Raw genomic sequence first — 18,291 nt, forward strand, 5'->3', positions numbered from 1 at the left:
CGGGGCGCGGGCGCGTCAGGCCCGAGCGGGCCGAGCCCGGGTCGCGCCGGCCCCGGGTCGCGCTGGCCCCGGGTCGGGCCGGTCCCGGGTCCGACCGGCCCCGGCTCGTGGGACCTCGGCGCCCGAGCGGAACGCGCGAGCCGAGCCCCGAAGAGCCGAGCCCGGCGCGAGGGACCGGGCGTGAGGGTCGGCCGAGCCCGCCCGGAGCGGCTCGGTCAGGGCTCCTCGTGCCAGCCGTCCCATTCGGCCGCGAACTCGTCCAGTTCCTTCGGGTCGAGCCGTGACTCGGGGTCCGCCAGCACCACCAGCCACTGCGCGTCCTCGGCGTCGTCCTCGCCCGCGAGTGCGTCCCGCACGAGCTGCGGCTCCTCCGCCAGCCCGAACCGGTCACCGACGGCCTCCGCCGCCTCCTCCGCGGCGTCACGGTCGGGCAGCACCAGTACATGTCTCACATCGCTCACCCGGACATTTTCCGGTACGCCCGGCGCGCCGGACGCCGGGATCCCGGTCCGGAGCGTGTGATCTGCGCGGCTTCCCGGCGCGGTCACCCGAACTCCTTGACCACCGGCACCCGGTCCAGCTCGATCCCGAAGCGTTCCCGGTAGGTGGCCAGCACCTCCTCGTCGGTCGCCAGTTCCGTCACCTCCTTGGTCCCGTCGGCCGTCGACACGGTGAACTTGCGGCCGCTGAGCGTGATCCGGCCCCCGTCCTCGGTCACCCGTGAGCACACCAGCGACCGGGTGAAGTGCGACTGCGGCGAGGTGGAGTGCCACCAGGCTCCGACACGGAAGTCCCCGAGGACACGCGGCCGTACCTCCAGCCGGTACTGGGGCTTGTCGCCCAGGAGGACGTCGAGGTCCTCGAGTTCCCGGGAACCGCCCGCCCCCCGCACCCCCGCCGCGTCCGGCCCCGACTCCACGACCCGGAACATCCCACCGGGATCCCGCTGTTCGCCCCGCTCCGTGAACAGCAGCGGATAGTGGCTGTGCGCCCCGAACCCGACGTCGGTCAGCCAGTCGCCGCCGTCCACCGTCCGCACCCGCAGCGCGAGATGGTCGTAGGGGATCCCGGGCTTCCCGTCGTCCCCGTACACCCGCGCCGCGAGCAGGGTCACGTCGTAGCCCAGCGCCGCCAGCAACGCCGCGAACGCGCCGTTCAGTTCGTAGCAGAAGCCCCCTCTGCGGGCGCCCACCACCTTGTCCAGCAGCCTCTTCTCCTCCAGCACGATCTCCTCGCCCAGATGGATCGACAGGTTCTCGAACGGCACGGTCCGCAGATGGCAGAGCTGCAGCTCGCGGAGCACATCGGACGTGGGCCATGCCGGGTGCTGGGCCCCGATGCGGCGAAGGTAGGCGTCGGCCTGTGCGGAGTTCATGCCTTCAGTGTCGCGCCACACCCAGCCCTTCCGCCGCACCGGTGACCGCGAGATCACCGTCCTCGTCGGTCCGCAGCACCACCGCGCCCCCGGCCCGCAGCGCCGCGACCGTGCTCGGGGCGGGATGGCCGTACGGGTTGTCGCCACCGACCGAGATGAGCGCGAGCCGCGGAGCCGCCCTTCGTATGAGCTCCGGATCCTGATACGCCGATCCGTGATGGGCGACCTTGAGCACGTCCACACCGTCCAGCCCCTCGGCGGCCGGCGATCTCACCAGCGCCTGCTGGGCGGGCGGCTCCAGGTCGCCCAGCAGCAACAGCCGCAGCCCCGCGGACCGCACGAGCAGGGTGACGCTGGCGTCGTTCGGGCCGTCCGGCGGCGGCATCTGATCGGGCGGCGGCCACAGCACCCGCCAGTCCAGAGGTCCCACGCTCCTCCTCTCCCCCGCCACGGCCCGCGTCAGCGGGATGTGCCGTGCGCTCGCCTCCCGCCGTACGAACTCGGCCTGATCCGGCGGTTCTTCGAAGCCCGTTGTCTCGATCGCGCCCACCGAACGCCCCCGGAGCACCCCGGGCAGGCCCCCGACATGGTCGGCGTGGAAGTGCGTCAGGACGACGAGCGGGATCCTGGTGACCCCGAGCGTGCTCAGACAGCGGTCGGCCAGCACCGGGTCGGGCCCCGCGTCCACCACCACCGCACTGCCGTCACCCACCGCGAGCACGCTCGCGTCGCCCTGCCCGACGTCACACATCGCGAACCTCCAGCCGGGCGGCGGCCATCCCGTGATCACCCGCGTCAGCGGCGGCGGCTGGACCACGAACAGCAGGAGCAGCACCGCGCCTACGGCACTCGGCAACGGATGTCTCAGCAGCCGGCGCCCGACAACCACGCCGGCCACGGTGACGAGAGCCAGCAGCAGGGCCCCTGTCCAACTGTCCGGCCAGTCCACTCCCCCACCGGGTTGCGCCGCCCCCGTGCGCGCGATGCCCGCGATCCACCGGGCGGGCCAACTCGCCCACCACGCCAGGACCTTGGCCACGGGCATCGCCCAGGGGGCGGTCGCCAGGGTCGCGAACCCCAGCACCGTGGCCGGTGTGACCGCGAACTCCGCGAGGAGATTGCACGGCACCGCCACCAGACTCACCCGGGCCGACAGCACGGCCACCACCGGCGCGCACAGCGCCTGCGCGGCGGCGGCCGCGGCCAGCGCCTCCGCCAAACGCGGCGGCACCCGGCGCCGCCGCAGGGCCGCGCTCCAGCGCGGGGCGAGCGTGAGCAGGGCCCCGGTCGCGAGGACGGAGAGCAGGAACCCGTAACTGCGGGCGAGCCAGGGGTCGTACAGCACCAGGACCAGAACCGCGGCGGCCAGCGCCGGGACCAGCGATCTGCGACGCCCGGTCGCGATGGCGAGCAGCGAGATCCCTCCGCACGCCGCCGCCCGCAGCACGCTCGGGTCCGGCCGGCACACGACGACGAAGGCGAGCGTGAGCGTTCCGCCGAGCAAGGCCGTCGCCCGCAGCGGAACCCCGAGCCGGGAGGCGAGGCCCCGGCGCTCCACCCGCTGGGCGAGGCCGGGTGGTCCGGTGAACAGGGCGAGGACGATCACGAGATTGCCCCCGCTGACGGCGAGGAGGTGCGTGAGGTCGGTGGCCTTGAAGGCGTCGTCCAGCTCCGGCGTGACACGTGAGGTGTCCCCCACCACCAGCCCTGGCAGCAGGGCCCGCGCGTCCGCGTCCAGACCGTCGGTCGCCTCGCGCAGCCCTTCCCGCAGCCGGCCCGCGAACCGCTGCGGACCGGACGGCGCCGCGACCACCCGCGGCGGCGCGCTCCCCCGTACCCGCAGCACCGCGGCGATGTCCTCCCCGTCCGACAGCGCGGGCACGACCCGCGCCGCCACCCTCAGCCGGGTCGACGGCAGCAGCGACAGCCAGGGCGAGCGGTCGCCGCCCTCCCGGGGCGCGCCTCGTCGCGAGCGGGTGTCGACGATCACCAGCACCGGTGTCCGGGTGGCCAGGACCGTGCCGTCCGGCTGCATGACCCGTGTGATGTCGGCGTCGAACATCAGGGCCGTCGGGGCGATGTGGTCGCCGTTGATCCGGGGCCGGGTGAGGCGGGGATCGGAGGTGATCTCCACCTCCGCCGTCACGTCGGCGAAGCTCTCCGCGAGCGCGGGGATGGGGCCGCGTCTCAGGTCCGCCGCGTGCAGCCCCGCGGAGGCCGCGGCGGCACCTGCGCAGAGGAGCACGGCTGCGACGGACACCCACAACCCGGGCCGCACCGCTCCGGGACCGGGCCACCGCGCCCACCGACGCGACGCGACCGGTTCCGGCTCCGCGACAGGTGCCGGCTCCACGACCGGTGCCGGCTCCGCGACCGGGCCGCCCCATCTCACCCGCCCCGCAGCCGAACCTGCCCTCCCTGCAACGGAACCTCCCCTCCCGGCGCCCGAACCTGCGTCTGCTCCCGCGCCCGCGCCCGCACCGGCACCGGCACCGGCACCGGCACCCGAGTGTCCTTGCCGAACATCACCGACGGCACCCGGGCGGACGCCGGGATCTGCCCGTCCCGCCCGAGCGCCCCTCCGCCCCATCGCCAGCAGCGCACCCGCCGCGGCCAGGGACGCGGCCACGACGACCGTGACCCAGCCCGGCGACGCTCCGACGCTCACCGCCGCCGTGAGCCAGGCCGCCGCCGCGGGGGCCACGAGCCGGAGGTCGGTCGGCCCCTCCGTCCTCGGGTGCGAGTCCCCCAGCCGTCTCCCCGAGGCCGCGTGCACGGGCCTGCGGCCGGTGCCGCCGGGGAACCCCTCAGTGCGCCCCGAGGACCCCTGCGAATCCCCGGGCTCCGCCACCGACCCGTCGGCCACCGGGCCCGCCCTCCGGGTCCTCACCCCGGAGCCGCTCACGGCCGCACCAGGTCCCGGAGATCGGCGAAGCGGCGGTCTCCGATCCCGTTCACCTCGCGGAGCTCGTCGACCGAGCGGAAACCGCCGTGCGCCGCGCGGTAGTCGACGATGTGCTGGGCCAGGACGGGCCCGACCCCGGGCAGGCTGTCGAACTGGTCCACGGTGGCCGTGTTGAGGGGAATCGGCGCGGACGGCACCGCTCTCGCCGCGGATCCCCCGGCTCCGAACGGCCCACCACCGGCACCACCCGACCCGGCTCCCGTCGGCGGCGCGGTCACGCCGACCATGATCTGTTCGCCGTCCACGAGGAAGCGGGCGCGGTTGAGGCCGTCGGAGTCCGTGCCGGGCCGTAGTCCCCCGGCGGCACGCAGGGCGTCCTCGACGCGGGACCCGGCCGGCAACCGCTGGAGTCCCGGGCTGCGCACCTTTCCGCCCACGTCCACGACGACCACGCCCCCACCGGCGCCGGGCCCGCTCGGAGCTCCGGCCGGGACAGCGGATTCCCCGCCCTGCCGGTCGCCCGGCGCGTGCTTCCCGGCGTACGGCGCGGCGGCGCTCATCACCTCCGGGGCCCGGACGGGCCGCGTCCGGCCGGTCCAGAAGTGCTGCACGGCGAAGACGGCGGCCACGGCCAGCAGCACGGTCAGCGCGGCCACGCTCCTGCGCTCCAGACCGCACCGCGACTGCAGCCACAGCGGCAGCCGCTCCCGCACGGCGAGTCCGGCCCGGTCCCGCCAGGCGCCCGCCTCCCCGTCCGCACCGGACGAGACCGGTTCATCGACGGTGGGTTCGCTCCCGGCCGGCTCACCCACGATCAGTTCGGCCGGGGGCGACCAACTCGCGGGCAGCCTTCCCACATCCCCGTCGTCGCGGTCCGGCTCCGGTGGGCCGTTCCCCGACTCGCGCCGTCCCTGGGCGTGTTCGGTGAAGAGGGCGTCGGCGCGCAGCCGGAGGGCCGCGGCCGAGGCCTCGTGGCGGCGGGTCCGGGTCCGCCGGTCGTGGCGGCGATGACGGCTGCGGCTGTCGGAGAGCGGGCCACGACCCGGGCCACTGGTCGGAGTCGCGGTGCGTGAGCTCGATCGAAGTTCCATGCGGCGAGGATGCGGCAACCCGCCACCCTCGCGATGATCATGCTCAATTCCGGTGGACAGCGGCCCAGTTGTGGATAACTCCATCACCCGCACGAGCGACGCACGCAGGTGACGCGAACGACACGGGCGCCCGCCCCCTCATCGGGGCGAGACCACCGCCGCCAGCAGTCCGGGCCCGGTGTGGGCCCCGATCACCGCGCCCACCTCGCTCACGTGCAGTTCGGCCAGTCCCGGTACCCGTGCCCGCAGCCGGTCCGCGAGGGCCGAGGCCCGCTCGGGGGCCGCCAGATGGTGGACGGCGATGTCGACCTGGGCGCCGCCCGCCCGGTCGACGACGATCTCTTCCAGCCGCGCGATCGCCTTGGACGACGTCCGGACCTTCTCCAGGAGTTCGATGCGGCCGTCGCGGAGCTGCAGCAGCGGCTTCACCGCGAGCGCGGAACCCAGCAGGGCCTGCGCGGCCCCGATCCGGCCGCCCCGGCGGAGGTAGTCGAGGGTGTCGACGTAGAAGTGCGCGGACATGCCGGCGGCTCGCTTCTCGGCGGCCGTGACCGCGTCGTCGACGGTTCCGCCGGCCTCGGCGGACTCGGCGGCGGCCAGCGCGCAGAACCCGAGGGCCATGGCGACCATCCCGGTGTCGACGACGCGCACCGGCACCGGGGCCTCGCGGGCCGCGAGCACGGCGGCGTCGTAGGTGCCCGAGAACTCGGAGGAGAGGTGCAGCGAGACGATGCCGGTGGCGCCGGACTCGGCGACCTCGCGATAGGTCGCGGCGAAGGTCTCGGGGCTGGGCCGGGAGGTCGTGACGGGTCGCCGCTTCTGGAGCGCCTGGGCCAGGGAGCGGGCCGAGATCTCGGTGCCCTCTTCGAGTGCCTGGTCTCCGAGGACCACGGTCAGGGGAACCGATGTGATGCCGTGGCGCTCCATCGTCCGCGGCGGCAGGTAGGCCGTTGAATCGGTGACGATCGCGACATGGCGGGACATGAGCTGGAGGTTACCTGGCGGGACCGGTGCGCGGCAGCCCGGCCCCTTCCACCTGCGGTCGGAACGGCTGGATCATGTCGTGCTCTCGGGCCGGGGCTTCTTCTGCCAAGGGTAGGTGGGCCGTTGGCCGGGCGGCGTGATGGCCGAACGGCCGGCCCCGTCGTCGGGACGGGACTGCCGGGGCCCGGGCGCGCTCTGTCCGCCGGAGGTCTCCGTGTCCGCGGCCGGAGCGTCGGGCCAGGACCTGGGCGGTCCCGGCTCCTTCGTCCAGTGGCGCAGGGCGCCGGCCTCCATGTCGATCTGGGCGCTCAGTGTGTCCAGGTCGTCGCCGGCGAAGCGGTGGGCCCGGTCGCGGGCGGCCCAGCGCAGCGAGTCCGCCGACTCCGTGATCCGCCGGGTGCGCTCGCGCAGGCCCGGGAGCCGGGTGGCGAGCGTGTTGCGGTCGGGCTCGGTCTCCAGGCGCTTCAGTTCGCCGTCCAGCTCGTGCCCGTGGGTGCTGAGCCGCTCGAAGAGGCTCAGGGACTCCTTGAGGGACTCGTCCTCCGCGGCGCCCGCCTGCAGCGCTTCCTGGGTGGCGCGCATCGAGGTGCGCAGCGACAGCCTGAGCTGGGCGAGCTCGCCCTGGGGGCCGGGCTGGGCGAAGGTCTTCGCCCGCAGCGTGGTGTCCTCGACCGTGCGGCGGGCCTGCGAGATCGTGCGGTCCACACCGCGTTTGGCGGCGCCGATCACCTTCACCGTCGCATACGCGCCGAACACCACGAACAGCAGGAAGAGCAAGGCGATTACGGTGATCACGGTACCCATCACACTCCTCCTCCGACCGGCCGCGGCAGCTTGCGCCGCGCTCTCAACGGTAAACGCTGCGGGCAGGTCCGGGGTTCCGGAAGAACCCCGAACCTGCCCGTAGGGGACTACCCCGAGCCGTCGCGCGGCCCGGACCTGCGGGACTACGACGTGACGATGTTGACCAGCTTCGGCGCGCGCACGATCACCTTGCGGATCCCCGCGCCGTCCAGCGCCGCGACGACCTTCTCGTCGGCCAGCGCCACCTTCTCCAGCTCCGCGTCGGTGATCGACGGGGAGACCTCCAGGCGGGCCTTGACCTTGCCCTTGATCTGCACGACGCAGGTCACGGCCTCGTCGACGACGTACGCCGGGTCGGCGACGGGGAAGTCCTGGTGGACCACCGAGTCGGCGTGGCCCAGCTTGCGCCACAGTTCCTCGGCGATGTGCGGGGCCAGCGGCGCGACCATCAGAACCAGGGCCTCGGCGACCGGACGCGCGACGGGGCCGCCCGTCTTGGTCAGGTGGTTGTTCAGCTCGGTGACCTTGGCGATGGCGGTGTTGAACCGCATGCCCTCCAGGTCCTGGCGCACACCGTCGATCGCCTTGTGCAGGGCACGCAGGGTGTCCTCGTCCGGCTCGGAGCCGACGACCGTGACGTCGCCGGTCGTCTCGTCGACGACGTTGCGCCACAGCCGCTGCAGCAGGCGGTACTGGCCCACCACCGCGCGCGTGTCCCACGGGCGGGACACGTCCAGGGGGCCCATCGCCATCTCGTACAGGCGCAGGGTGTCCGCTCCGTACTCGGCGCAGATCTCGTCCGGGGTGACCGCGTTCTTCAGGGACTTGCCCATCTTGCCCAGCAGCCGGGAGACCTTCTCGCCCTGGTAGTAGTAGGCGCCGTCGCGCTCCTCCACCTCGGCGGCCGGTACGGCGATACCGCGGCTGTCGCGGTACACGTAGGCCTGGATCATGCCCTGGTTGAACAGCTTGTGGAACGGCTCGGCCGACGAGACGTGGCCCAGGTCGAACAGGACCTTCGACCAGAAGCGCGCGTACAGCAGGTGCAGGACGGCGTGCTCCGCGCCGCCGACGTACAGGTCGACACCGCCGGTGGGCTGGCCCTCGCGCGGGCCCATCCAGTACTGCTCGATGGCCGGGTCGACCAGCTTCTGGTCGTTGTGCGGGTCCAGGTAGCGCAGCTCGTACCAGCAGGAACCGGCCCAGTTGGGCATGGTGTTGGTCTCGCGGCGGTACTTGCGCGGGCCGCGGCCGTCCTCCAGGTCCAGGGTGACGTCGACCCAGTCCTCGTTGCGGGACAGCGGGGTCTCCGGGGACGTGTTCGCGTCGTCCGGGTCGAAGGTGCGCGGCGAGTAGTCCTCGACCTCGGGCAGCTCCAGCGGCAGCATCGACTCGGGCAGCGAGTGGGCGACGCCGTCCTCGTCGTAGACGATCGGGAAGGGCTCGCCCCAGTACCGCTGGCGGCTGAACAGCCAGTCGCGCAGCCGGAAGTTGACGGTGCCCTCGCCGATGCCGCGGCGCTCCAGCCACTCGGTGATGCGCGCCTTGGCGTCGACGACGCCCAGGCCGTCCAGGGAGACGTCGTCACCGGCGGAGTTGACGATCTTCGCGTCGTACGAGGCGAAGGCGTCGTCCCAGGTGGAGGCGTCGGTACCGCGGTCGTCCGAGGGCTCGACCACACAGCGCATGGGCAGCTCGAAGGCGCGCGCGAACGCGAAGTCGCGGGTGTCGTGCGCCGGGACGGCCATGATCGCGCCGGTGCCGTAACCCATCAGCACGTAGTCGGCGATGAAGACCGGGACCTTCTCGCCGTTGACGGGGTTGGTCGCGAACGCGCCGGTGAACACACCGGTCTTGTCCTTGGCCTCGGCCTGGCGCTCGACGTCGGACTTCGAGGCGGCCTGCGCGCGGTAGGCGGCGACGGCCTCGGAGGGCGTCGCGTGACCGCCGGTCCACACGTCGTGGGTGCCCTCGGGCCAGGCGGCCGGGGTGAACTTCTCGACCAGCGGGTGTTCCGGGGCCAGCACCATGTAGGTGGCGCCGAACAGGGTGTCCTGGCGGGTGGTGAAGACCGTGATCGCTTCGCCGTCGATGGGGAAGTCGACGCGGGCGCCCTCGGAGCGGCCGATCCAGTTGCGCTGCTGCAGCTTGATGGCCTCGGGCCAGTCCAGCGCGTCCAGGTCGTCCAGCAGGCGGTCCGCGTAGGCGGTGATGCGCATGTTCCACTGGCGCAGCTTGGACTTGAAGACGGGGAAGTTGCCGCGCTCGGAACGGCCGTCGGCGGTGACCTCCTCGTTGGCCAGGACGGTGCCCAGGCCGGGGCACCAGTTGACCGGCGCGTCGGAGGCGTACGCCAGGCGGTAGCCGCTCAGGACGTCGGCGCGCTCGGCGGCGCTCAGTTCGTTCCACGCGCGCGAGGTGCCGCCGTCGGCGGGGACGGCGCGCTCACCGCTCTCGAACTGGGCGATCAGCGCGGAGATGGGGCGGGCCTTCGCGGCCTCGTCGTCGTACCAGGAGTTGAAGATCTGCAGGAAGATCCACTGGGTCCACTTGTAGTACTCCGGGTCGATCGTGGCGAACGACCGGCGCTTGTCGTGGCCCAGGCCCAGCGCGCGGAGCTGGACCTTCATGTTCTCCATGTTGGCCTCGGTGGACACGCGCGGGTGCGTGCCGGTCTGCACCGCGTACTGCTCGGCGGGCAGGCCGAAGGCGTCGAAGCCCAGGGTGTGCAGGACGTTGTGGCCCGTCATCCGCTGGAACCGGGCGTATACATCGGTGGCGATGTAGCCCAGGGGGTGGCCCACGTGCAGACCCGCACCCGAGGGGTACGGGAACATGTCCATGATGAACTTCTTGGGCCGCGCGGCCAGCTCCGGGTCCCCGGCCAGGTCGCCGGTGGGGTTCGGGGCCTCGTACGTGCCCTCGGCGTCCCAGAAGTCCTGCCAGCGTGCCTCGATGTCGGCGGCCAGGGCGGCCGTGTAGCGGTGCGGCGCGGCCGACTCGGCGGTGGCGGCAGCGGTGTTCGTCTCGCTCATGTCCTCAAAGCTCCATCGATCGTCTCTGCCAGCAGAAATGAAAAAACCCCTCGCACAGGAGGGGACGCCGCGCTGATGCCGACCACGATGTGTCAGCGGTCGGGGCTGATCAGCGCGGCTCGCTAAGCAGAAGGCGTACGGCACGCATGGCGTCAGGGTACCGCAGCGTCCGCACGGGCCGCGACGGGCTTCCCTGCCCGCCGGCACCCCGCGCCACCCCGACGGGCGGCAAAAATTCGTTGACCGAAGTTCAAATTTTACTTCGCTTAACGGACGCTTGCGGACAACACAAAGACCTCATTGCCCTTTGGTAACAACGCAATAACTCAAACGTGGAGCTCGGCGCGTTTTCTCGACCTAGAGTGCGCCTTCGGGACCGCTTCCCCGAACCGTAGGGAGTACCCCTCATGAACCCTCGTCGCAACAACAGCTCGCTTCCCCGGGCGGGCCGTTCGGCCTACGGGGCGGCCACGGCTGTCGTCCTGATCCTCATACCCGTGATCGTGCTGGTGGGAGGAAACGCAGTCCAGGACTTCCTCAACTTCGGCGCCGGCGTCCTGTCGCTGGTCTCCCTGTCCTGCTCGGTGATCTGGGGGCTGGTCGCGACCGACCGGATCTTCCTGAACACCCGCCAGCGGCTGGTGGCCCAGGCCGTGCACCGGACGACCGCCGTGTCCTCGGTCGCCTTCCTGCTGCTCCACATCACGGTGAAGATCGCGCTCGACCACACGAGCCTGCTCTCCGCCCTCGTCCCCTTCAGCCTCGGCCTCACGGGCATCGGCGGGCTCATCGGCCTCGGCTCCCTGGCCGGCCTGCTCATGATCTTCACGGCCGTCACCGGCGCCCTGCGCAGCGCCTTCGCCTCGCCCGCGCCCGTCGCGGCCCGCTGGCGCGCGATGCACATGCTGGCCTACCCGGCCTGGTGCGCCGCGCTCGTCCACGGGCTCTACGCGGGTCGCGCGGCGAAGCCGATCTTCACGATCCTCTACAGCCTGTGCCTGCTCGCGGTCATGGGCGCCCTGGCGCTGCGGACCTCCCCCGCCCCCTTCAAGCACAAGGTCGCCGCGAAGGTCCTGGCGCTCATCGGCGGCGGCAACGCCCGCGGGTTCCGCGAGGACCTGGAGGCGTCCCGCGCGGCCGCGATGGAGTCCCCGCAGGGTGCGGGAGGCCGCGCCGACCGCCGTTCCGCGGGCGACGACGGCGTCCCCTCCCCGCGCAAGGAGCGCAAGGAGTCCTCGTCCACGCTGTTCGGCGGCGCGCAGGGAGCGGCGGACACGGCCGGCTTCGCGGCCGCCTACCGGACCGCGTCGCCCGGCGACGCACCCGCCACGCAGCAGTTCCAGATGCCCGTGAACGCGCAGCCCACAGAGACGTTTCCCCGCGTCGGCAACGGTGGCGCGCAGGCCTGGCCCGTCCCCCAGTCGGCCCCCGTGGGCGAGGCCCCGGCATCGGCGTACGACCCGCTCAACGACACCGGATACACCACCCCGGTCTACGGCGGTCAGCCCGCCGGCGGCTACGGCACAAGTGATGTGTACAACACCGGTGAGACGAACGCGTCCTACCGCACGTACAACACCAACGACACGTACGACAGCGGTCCCACGACTGACGTACTGCCGGGCGCCTTCGACGCTCCTGGCTCCGGTGAATCATGGAATGCCCCTTCCGGAGGCTTTAAGTGAACGAGGCCCTGCCCGACGTCCCGGAGGTCCGCGTCGTCGGACTTCCGCAGCTCACGTCGGGTTTCGACCTGGTTGAACGTCTTGATCTGCCCATGCACCTGAAGGTGCACGGTCCGCTCGAACCGCTGGGCGGAGAAGAGCTCGCAAGCCTCGCCGAGGACATCAATCTGAAAGGTCGCGGCGGGGCGGGCTTCCCGTTCGGCAAGAAGCTGCGCTCGGTGGCCGAGTCGGCCATCAAGAAGGGCATCCGCCCGGTCGTGGTCGTCAACGGAAGCGAGGACGAACCGGCCTGCCGCAAGGACACGGTGCTCATCAACCGTGCCCCGCACCTCATCCTGGACGGCGCTCTCCTGGTCGCCGAGGCCATGGGCGCCCGCCAGCTCGTGATCGGCGTGACCCGTGAGTCGACCCAGCGCTCCATGGAGGCGGCGCTGGCCGAGCGGGGGCTGAGCAACCGGAGGGGTTCGCCCCTTCGCGCGCGCGTGCAGCGCAACCCGATCCGGATGGTGACCGGCGCGGCCGCGTCGCTGATCCGCTCGATCGACGGCGGCCCCGCGGTGCCGCCCGGCCGCAAGGTCAGCGCCTCCCAGGCGGGCGTCGGCGGCGCGCCCACCCTGCTGTCGAACGCCGAGACGTTCGCGCAGCTCGCCATCGCCGCCCGCATCGGCCCCGACCGCTACCGCAACACGGGCCTGTACGACGAGCCCGGCACCGTCATGCTCACCGTCTCGGGCGCGGTCGCGCGTCCCATGGTGATCGAGGTCCCCACCGGCGTACCGCTGCGCTACGTGCTGCAGCTCGCCGGCGCCCCGGCGATGCCCCAGGGCGTGCTGACCGGCGGCTACCACGGCAAGTGGCTGGACGCGGCGACGGTCAACGAGGCGATCGTCTCGCGGGACTCCCTGGCCGCGGTGGGCGGTGCGCTCGGTGCGGGCGCGATCCTGCCCATCACCCAGGAGACCTGCCCTCTGGGCGAGTCGCTGCGCGTGGCGCAGTGGCTGGCCGACGAGAGCGCGGGCCAGTGCGGCCCCTGCTACCTCGGTCTGCCCGCCGCCGCGCGCGGCCTGGCGGACATCCTCAACGGCGGCGGCCCGGCCGCGCTGGAGGCGGTGAAGCAGGTCGCCAAGTCCGTGAAGCGGCGCGGTGCCTGCTCCCACCCGGACGGCTCGGCGATGTTCATCGAGTCGACCCTGAAGGCGTTCACGGACGACCTGGCCGCCCACGTCCTCGGAAACGGCTGCGGAAGGCCCGTGGAGGGCGTTCTGCCGCTCTTCGAGGACGGTCAGGTGCCCATGGGCATCCTGAGCGGCCCGGGCGAGCAGGAGACGGGTCCCAGCCGCCAGAAGATCTTCGTCGACTGGACGCTGTGCCGCGGGCACGGCCTGTGCGCCGACCTCCTTCCCGAGGTCTTCGAACTGGGCGCCGACGGCTTCCCGACCGTCGCGCAGGCTCCGGTGCCTCGGTTCGCCGAGGCGAAGGCCCTGCGAGCGGTGCGCCGCTGCCCGGCGCTGGCCCTGCGCATCGAGGAGGACACCCGGGGCGCGGCGCCGTCGCGCAACCTGCCGGTCCTCTCGCAGGGGCGTGGGCGCCGCGCGCTCGGCAGCGGCCGCTGACACGAAGGAGCGGGCCACCGGGAACAGGTGGCCCGCCTTCGGCATGTCCGTACGGGGTACGCGGCCTTCGGCACGTTCCGCGCGAGGCGCCGCGACGCATGGGAGTACGCGACGTACCGGGAGTACTGGGAGAACGAAGAAGCGGACCACCCTGATCGGGTGGCCCGCTCTCAACGTCTGTGGAGCTAAGGAGAATTGAACTCCTGACCTCCTGCATGCCATGCAGGCGCTCTACCAACTGAGCTATAGCCCCTTGTGGCCACGCGGCGAGACCGCGTTTTCACCGTGTCGCCCGGTTTCCCCGGCGGCGACGCCAACATTACACGGTCCCCCTGGTGAACCACCAAATCGTTTCCCGTGTGTACCGATTCGGGCTTCATGTCGCATTCGTACGAGCTGGAGCCGCCGGCCGGCGACGGCCCAGGGCCGCCTGCCGCACCGCCACGGCCGGGGGCGCGACAAGGTGGATGCCCGAAGGTCGCCGGACGCGGCTCCTGGCGGGCTTCACGGGCCTCGTGACGGCCGCGCGGGCCTCCGGGGCGCGAAAGGTGCGCCGGAGACCCGCCGAGGGCGCGTGGAGACCGCTCCGGGGCGGCCGCGGTGTCCCCGCTCACACGGAGGCGCGTGTCCCCGCTCGCGCGGACGCGCGGTGGCGGGGTGTCAGGCCGTGACGAACGAATAGAAGCGCTTGAGGGTGCAGAGTTCGTCGAGGAGCCGTGCGTAGATCGGCTCGCCCTCCAGCTCGCGGTACGTCTCGATCGGGTCGCCTTTTATGATCAGCGCCCGCGCGCATTCCTCGCACCAGTACTGGTAGTCGTGGTTGACCGGCTCCATGTCGCGGACGATCGGCGTACCACTGCCGCACCAATCGCATTTCCGCCTGTGCGCACCCATCAGTCAGCTCCAGCAGTGGCCGCAGGCCGTGCACACGTAAGAGATTCCACCGTTGTCACCGAGAACCTGGGCAACGTGGACCGATCCGCAGGAAGGGCAGTCAAGGAGGTTGGCTTTCATGCTGTTCGGTGCCGCTCCGAGGAGATCGTGGACCTCCTCGAGGATGCTGGCAGGCATCGCTACTCCCTCCCGTCGGGCCGCGCCCCCTTCCGGCCGTTTGATTCTGCCACGGCCGGAGCAATACGGTCAGCGACGCCTTCGTACCAGTCCGGACACGGGCCCCCGGTGCGGCTCCGGCGACCGGCGCATACGAGCACGCCAGGAGCGCGTCCGCAAAGGTATACGCCCCAGGGACCCCAAGTGACTCAAGCGGGTTCGAGATGAGTGTGCCCAAGACCACGGCACCCGCCGGCCCGGGAGCGGGGCGACGGGGCACGCGGCCCGACGGTGTCACCACCGCCGCCCGAGCGACGCCTCCGGCGGGTCCACGAGGCGGCTTTCGGCATCGATCCGCCCAACTGCGCCCGCTTCGGCACATTCTTCGGAGAAGCGGCCCCAACTCGGCGATGAACAACGAAAAATCCCGCCCCCATACGGGAGCGGGATCTTTCATCACGCTGTCCGACAACTCGAGAGAGTCGGTCTGTGGAGCTAAGGAGAATTGAACTCCTGACCTCCTGCATGCCATGCAGGCGCTCTACCAACTGAGCTATAGCCCCTTGCGTTCTTCCCGCCCTGCGGGCCGAACAAGAAGAACTTTAGCCTGCGACCTGCCGGAAAGTGAAATCCGGTCCCTCCGGGCCCCCGCGGCCGGACGGAGAGCCGCCCGGCGCGCCTCAGTCGTCGTCGCCGAGGACCGGCTCAGGCAGCGTGCCGGCGTTGTGCTCCAGGAGCCGCCAGCCGCGCACGCCCTCGCCGACGACGGACCAGCAGCAGTTGGACAGACCTCCGAGGCTCTCCCAGTGCCGGGACTCCAGCCCGAGCAGCCGGCCGATGGTCGTGCGGATCGTGCCTCCGTGGCTGACGACGACGAGGGTGCCGTCGTCCGGGAGCTTGTCGGCGTGCCGCAGCACCACGGGGGCCGCGCGGTCGGCGACCTCGGTCTCCAGCTCGCCCCCGCCGCGCCGCACCGGCTCACCGCGCTTCCACGCGGCGTACTGCTCGCCGTGGCGGGCGATGATCTCCTCGTGGGTCAGCCCCTGCCAGACGCCCGCGTAGGTCTCGCGCAGGCCCTCGTCGTGGGTGACTTCGAGGCCGGTGAGGACGGCCAGCTCGGCGGCCGTGGCCGCGGCGCGCTTGAGGTCCGAGGCGACGATGGCGTCGGGCTTCAGGGAGGCGAGCAGCCGGGCGGCGCGTCGGGCCTGCCCGATGCCCGTCTCGGTCAGCTCGACGTCCGTGGAGCCCTGGAAGCGGCGGTCCACGTTCCAGGAGGTCTGGCCGTGCCGCCACAGGATGACGCGACGGCCCCTGCCCGGCTTCGCCTCGGTCGCGCCGGCCGCCCCGCGGGCCTCGGCGGTCACCGCAGCTCCTCCATGCCGGCGGAGTCCTCCTCGGCCTGGAACTTGGCGTGCTCGGCCGCCTTGCCGCGGGTCGCCTTGGCCTCTTCGGGCAGGTCGAGCTCCGGGCAGTCCTTCCACAGCCGCTCCAGGGCGTAGAAGACGCGCTCCTCGCTGTGCTGGACGTGCACGACGATGTCGACGTAGTCGAGGAGCACCCAGCGCGCCTCGCGGTCGCCCTCGCGGCGTACCGGCTTGGCGCCGAGCTCCTTGTTCAGGCGCTCCTCGATCTCGTCGACGATCGACTTGACCTGACGGTCGTTGGGCGCGGACGCCAGCAGGAAGGCGTCGGTGATGGAGAGCACATCGCTGACGTCGTAGGCGATGATGTCGTGCGCGAGCTTGTCTGCGGCCGCCTGTGCGGCGGTGTTGATGAGCTCGATGGAGCGGTCCGTGGCGGTCACTACGCGGCTTTCCGTCGGCGGTCGGTTACGACTCAAGGGTCTCACGGACCGCCGAGGACACCCCACGCGTTTCTCCGGCCACGCCCCGGGAACGACCCCCGGGGCGTGATGCCGGTCACCCGCGGGTCACCCGGTCGGGCTGCTGGTGATCTTGTAGTCCTGGCCGAGGACGACGGACACGTCCGCGTTGCCGTTGGTCTTGCCCTTCTTCACCGTGCTGGTGGGCAGTCCCAGGGTCTTGGCGACCTCGACCGCGTCCTCCTTCTTGGCCGCGTCACCGTAGGTGACCGAGGACACGCCGCGGGCGGCGGCGGAGGTGCCGGAGTCCAGGAACGTGTAGCCGCCGTTGACCAGGGCGATCCGGGCCTGGCCGGTGGCCGCCTTGCGGCCGGTGGCGTTCTCGATGCCGACGCGGACCGCGGAGCCCGCCTCGGGGCTCTTCGCCGTACCGCCCAGGACGTCCTTGATCACGCTGTCGGAGGTGCTCGCGGTCAGTGTGCCGTCCTGCTGGACGGGCAGCAGCGCGGTCTTGTAGTCGCCGCCCTTGGCGAGGTCGGCGAGCTTGGCGAGGAAGGCGCCGAGGTCCTGGTCGGTCAGGGACGGGTCGAGGATCTGGGCGAGGGTCTGCACGGTGGTGGTCGCGGCCTGCTTGTCCGAGGACAGCTTGCGCATCACGCCCTGCATGACCTGGCCGAACCGCTGGAGCTGGGCGTTCTGGGCCTCGCCCGGGGCCAGGTAGGTGGCGTAGGCGACGGCCGTCTTGCCGGTGAGGGTCTGGTCCGTGCCCTTCTTGACGAGCGGGGCCTCGCCCTTCTTCTTGGCGTCCGGGTCCGGCACGTCGACGTCGGTGGTGACCTCGATGTTGCCGACGAGTTCGACGAGGTTGTTCAGGTAGGGGGTGTCGAGCCGCCAGGTGCCCTGGATGCTGGTGCCGAGCACGGTGTCGAGGGCGTCGCGCGTCCCGGAGGAGCCGTCCGAGTCGACGGACTTGGCGAGCGTGGTCGTCGAGCCGTCGTCGTCGGTCAGGGCGAGGGAGTTGGGCAGCAGGACGGTGGTGCCCTGCCTGGTGGTGGTGTTGTCGACGAGCAGGGCCGTGGAGGTGCCGCCGCCCTTGGTGTTGTGCAGGTGGACGACGATCACGTCGCGCTTCTGCGCGGCGACGGGCGTCGTGACCCCGGGCTTGGCGTCCGAGGCGGTGCCGGGCAGCTTGCCCGCGTACCAGAGGTAGCCCGCGCCACCGGCCACGGCCAGCGCCACGACGACGACCAGGGCGACGATCCTGCTGCGGGCGCGGCGCTTGGCCTCCTCGCGGCGCTCGGTGCGGTTCTCGGTGAACTTCAGCCAGTCGATGACGTCCTCGGACTCGGTCTCCTGGTCCTCGACGAAGGCGAACTGCTCGGTGCGGTAGTCCCGGTCGGTCCCGGGGGCGTCGTCGTTCGCGGGCCCGGCCTGCTGCGGGATGCGGGCGGTCTGCTCGGCGACCCGGGGCTGCCGGCCGGTGCTCGCGGCGCCGGCCGTGTCGGCGCTCCGGCCGTAGCCGTCGTACGGCGCCTGGGTGGTACCGCTCCCGCCGGCCCGGGGCGTCTGGGTGCCGAACGGGTCGAAGGAGTCGTACGAGGCGGCGGCCGGCTGCTGACCGGTGTCGTAGGGCGACACGGGCTCCTGCCTGCCGGTGTCGTAGGGCGACACCGTTTGCTGCTGGCCCGTGTCGTAGGGCGACACAGGCTGCTGATGGCCCGTGTCGTAGGGCTGGACGGGTTCCTGACGGCCCGTCGCGTAGGGGTCGTAGCCGTAGCCCTGCTGCTGCCGGGCGTCGTAGCCGTCGTACCCCTGGGCGGGCTGCTGCGGGACCTGCCGGTACACAGGCTGCCCGTACTCGTCGTAGCCGACGAGCTCGTACGGCTGGTCGCCGCCCGCGTATCCGTCGTATCGGTCGTTCACCGGG

At 72.1% G+C, this 18,291-nt stretch carries 13 protein-coding genes and 2 tRNA genes; 2 read left to right on the forward strand and 13 right to left on the reverse strand.

Features of this window, described 5'->3' with window-relative positions; translation table 11 throughout:
* Positions 1-215: 215 nt before the first annotated feature.
* The 7 genes from ACFRIC_RS10430 to leuS all read right to left on the reverse strand — a co-directional run bounded on the left by ACFRIC_RS10430 (position 216) and on the right by leuS (position 10,194).
* Positions 216-461: a hypothetical protein gene (locus tag ACFRIC_RS10430; protein WP_382782414.1), complete on the reverse strand. Its 246-nt coding sequence runs from the start codon at positions 459-461 to the stop codon at positions 216-218.
* 83 nt (positions 462-544) lie between these two features.
* On the reverse strand, positions 545-1,375 hold the full coding sequence (locus ACFRIC_RS10435) for an arylamine N-acetyltransferase (protein ID WP_382782417.1): 831 nt from the start codon (positions 1,373-1,375) through the stop codon (positions 545-547).
* A gap of 4 nt (positions 1,376-1,379) precedes the next feature.
* Positions 1,380-4,151 (reverse strand): ComEC/Rec2 family competence protein, encoded by a 2,772-nt coding sequence (locus ACFRIC_RS10440; protein ID WP_382782770.1) that lies wholly within the window; start codon positions 4,149-4,151, stop codon positions 1,380-1,382.
* Positions 4,152-4,276: 125 nt separating this feature from the next.
* Positions 4,277-5,371: a ComEA family DNA-binding protein gene (locus ACFRIC_RS10445; protein ID WP_382782420.1), complete on the reverse strand. Its 1,095-nt coding sequence runs from the start codon at positions 5,369-5,371 to the stop codon at positions 4,277-4,279.
* A gap of 138 nt (positions 5,372-5,509) precedes the next feature.
* Entirely contained in the window at positions 5,510-6,355 is an 846-nt protein-coding gene (locus ACFRIC_RS10450) for a DegV family protein (protein WP_382782422.1), read from the reverse strand.
* Positions 6,356-6,427: 72 nt separating this feature from the next.
* Entirely contained in the window at positions 6,428-7,159 is a 732-nt protein-coding gene (locus ACFRIC_RS10455; protein ID WP_382782424.1) for a hypothetical protein, read from the reverse strand.
* Between the two features lie 143 nt (positions 7,160-7,302).
* On the reverse strand, positions 7,303-10,194 hold the full coding sequence (leuS, locus tag ACFRIC_RS10460) for a leucine--tRNA ligase (protein ID WP_382782427.1): 2,892 nt from the start codon (positions 10,192-10,194) through the stop codon (positions 7,303-7,305).
* Positions 10,195-10,601: 407 nt separating this feature from the next.
* On the opposite strand from leuS, the gene ACFRIC_RS10465 reads away from it, so the two are divergent.
* Both ACFRIC_RS10465 and ACFRIC_RS10470 read left to right on the forward strand, forming a co-directional pair.
* Positions 10,602-11,879, forward strand: coding sequence for a cytochrome b/b6 domain-containing protein (locus tag ACFRIC_RS10465; protein WP_382782430.1), 1,278 nt, complete (start codon positions 10,602-10,604; stop codon positions 11,877-11,879).
* Positions 11,876-13,492, forward strand: a complete 1,617-nt coding sequence (locus ACFRIC_RS10470; protein WP_382782434.1) for an NADH-ubiquinone oxidoreductase-F iron-sulfur binding region domain-containing protein — start codon at positions 11,876-11,878, stop codon at positions 13,490-13,492. Before ACFRIC_RS10465 ends, ACFRIC_RS10470 begins: the two co-directional genes overlap by 4 nt.
* A 180-nt stretch (positions 13,493-13,672) precedes the next feature.
* On the opposite strand, the gene ACFRIC_RS10475 is transcribed toward ACFRIC_RS10470, so the two are convergent.
* From ACFRIC_RS10475 to ACFRIC_RS10500, 6 genes are all read right to left on the reverse strand, one after another.
* Positions 13,673-13,745, reverse strand: a tRNA-Ala gene (locus ACFRIC_RS10475).
* 407 nt (positions 13,746-14,152) lie between these two features.
* Positions 14,153-14,386 (reverse strand): hypothetical protein, encoded by a 234-nt coding sequence (locus ACFRIC_RS10480; protein WP_355774604.1) that lies wholly within the window; start codon positions 14,384-14,386, stop codon positions 14,153-14,155.
* Between the two features lie 646 nt (positions 14,387-15,032).
* Positions 15,033-15,105, reverse strand: a tRNA-Ala gene (locus tag ACFRIC_RS10485).
* Between the two features lie 117 nt (positions 15,106-15,222).
* Positions 15,223-15,906: a histidine phosphatase family protein gene (locus ACFRIC_RS10490; RefSeq protein ID WP_382782437.1), complete on the reverse strand. Its 684-nt coding sequence runs from the start codon at positions 15,904-15,906 to the stop codon at positions 15,223-15,225.
* Complete coding sequence (gene rsfS / locus ACFRIC_RS10495) at positions 15,903-16,346, reverse strand: ribosome silencing factor (protein ID WP_382782441.1); 444 nt, start codon at positions 16,344-16,346, stop codon at positions 15,903-15,905. Before rsfS ends, ACFRIC_RS10490 begins: the two co-directional genes overlap by 4 nt.
* A 126-nt stretch (positions 16,347-16,472) precedes the next feature.
* Positions 16,473-18,287, reverse strand: coding sequence for an LCP family protein (locus ACFRIC_RS10500; RefSeq protein ID WP_382782444.1), 1,815 nt, complete (start codon positions 18,285-18,287; stop codon positions 16,473-16,475).
* Between the last annotated feature and the right edge of the window lie 4 nt (positions 18,288-18,291).

The organism is Streptomyces sp. NPDC056738 (assembly GCF_042790435.1).
In the GTDB taxonomy this organism is placed as follows: Bacteria; Actinomycetota; Actinomycetes; order Streptomycetales; family Streptomycetaceae; genus Streptomyces.

What these genes read in the sequence shown, in the direction of transcription:
- ACFRIC_RS10445 (WP_382782420.1), bottom strand. Translation starts at nt 5,371, where the DNA reads ATGGAACTTCGATCGAGCTCACGCACCGCGACTCCGACCAGTGGCCCG.
- leuS (WP_382782427.1), bottom strand. Translation starts at nt 10,194, where the DNA reads ATGAGCGAGACGAACACCGCTGCCGCCACCGCCGAGTCGGCCGCGCCG.
- ACFRIC_RS10455 (WP_382782424.1), bottom strand. Translation starts at nt 7,159, where the DNA reads ATGGGTACCGTGATCACCGTAATCGCCTTGCTCTTCCTGCTGTTCGTG.
- ACFRIC_RS10450 (WP_382782422.1), bottom strand. Translation starts at nt 6,355, where the DNA reads ATGTCCCGCCATGTCGCGATCGTCACCGATTCAACGGCCTACCTGCCG.
- ACFRIC_RS10435 (WP_382782417.1), bottom strand. Translation starts at nt 1,375, where the DNA reads ATGAACTCCGCACAGGCCGACGCCTACCTTCGCCGCATCGGGGCCCAG.
- ACFRIC_RS10480 (WP_355774604.1), bottom strand. Translation starts at nt 14,386, where the DNA reads ATGGGTGCGCACAGGCGGAAATGCGATTGGTGCGGCAGTGGTACGCCG.
- ACFRIC_RS10465 (WP_382782430.1), top strand. Translation starts at nt 10,602, where the DNA reads ATGAACCCTCGTCGCAACAACAGCTCGCTTCCCCGGGCGGGCCGTTCG.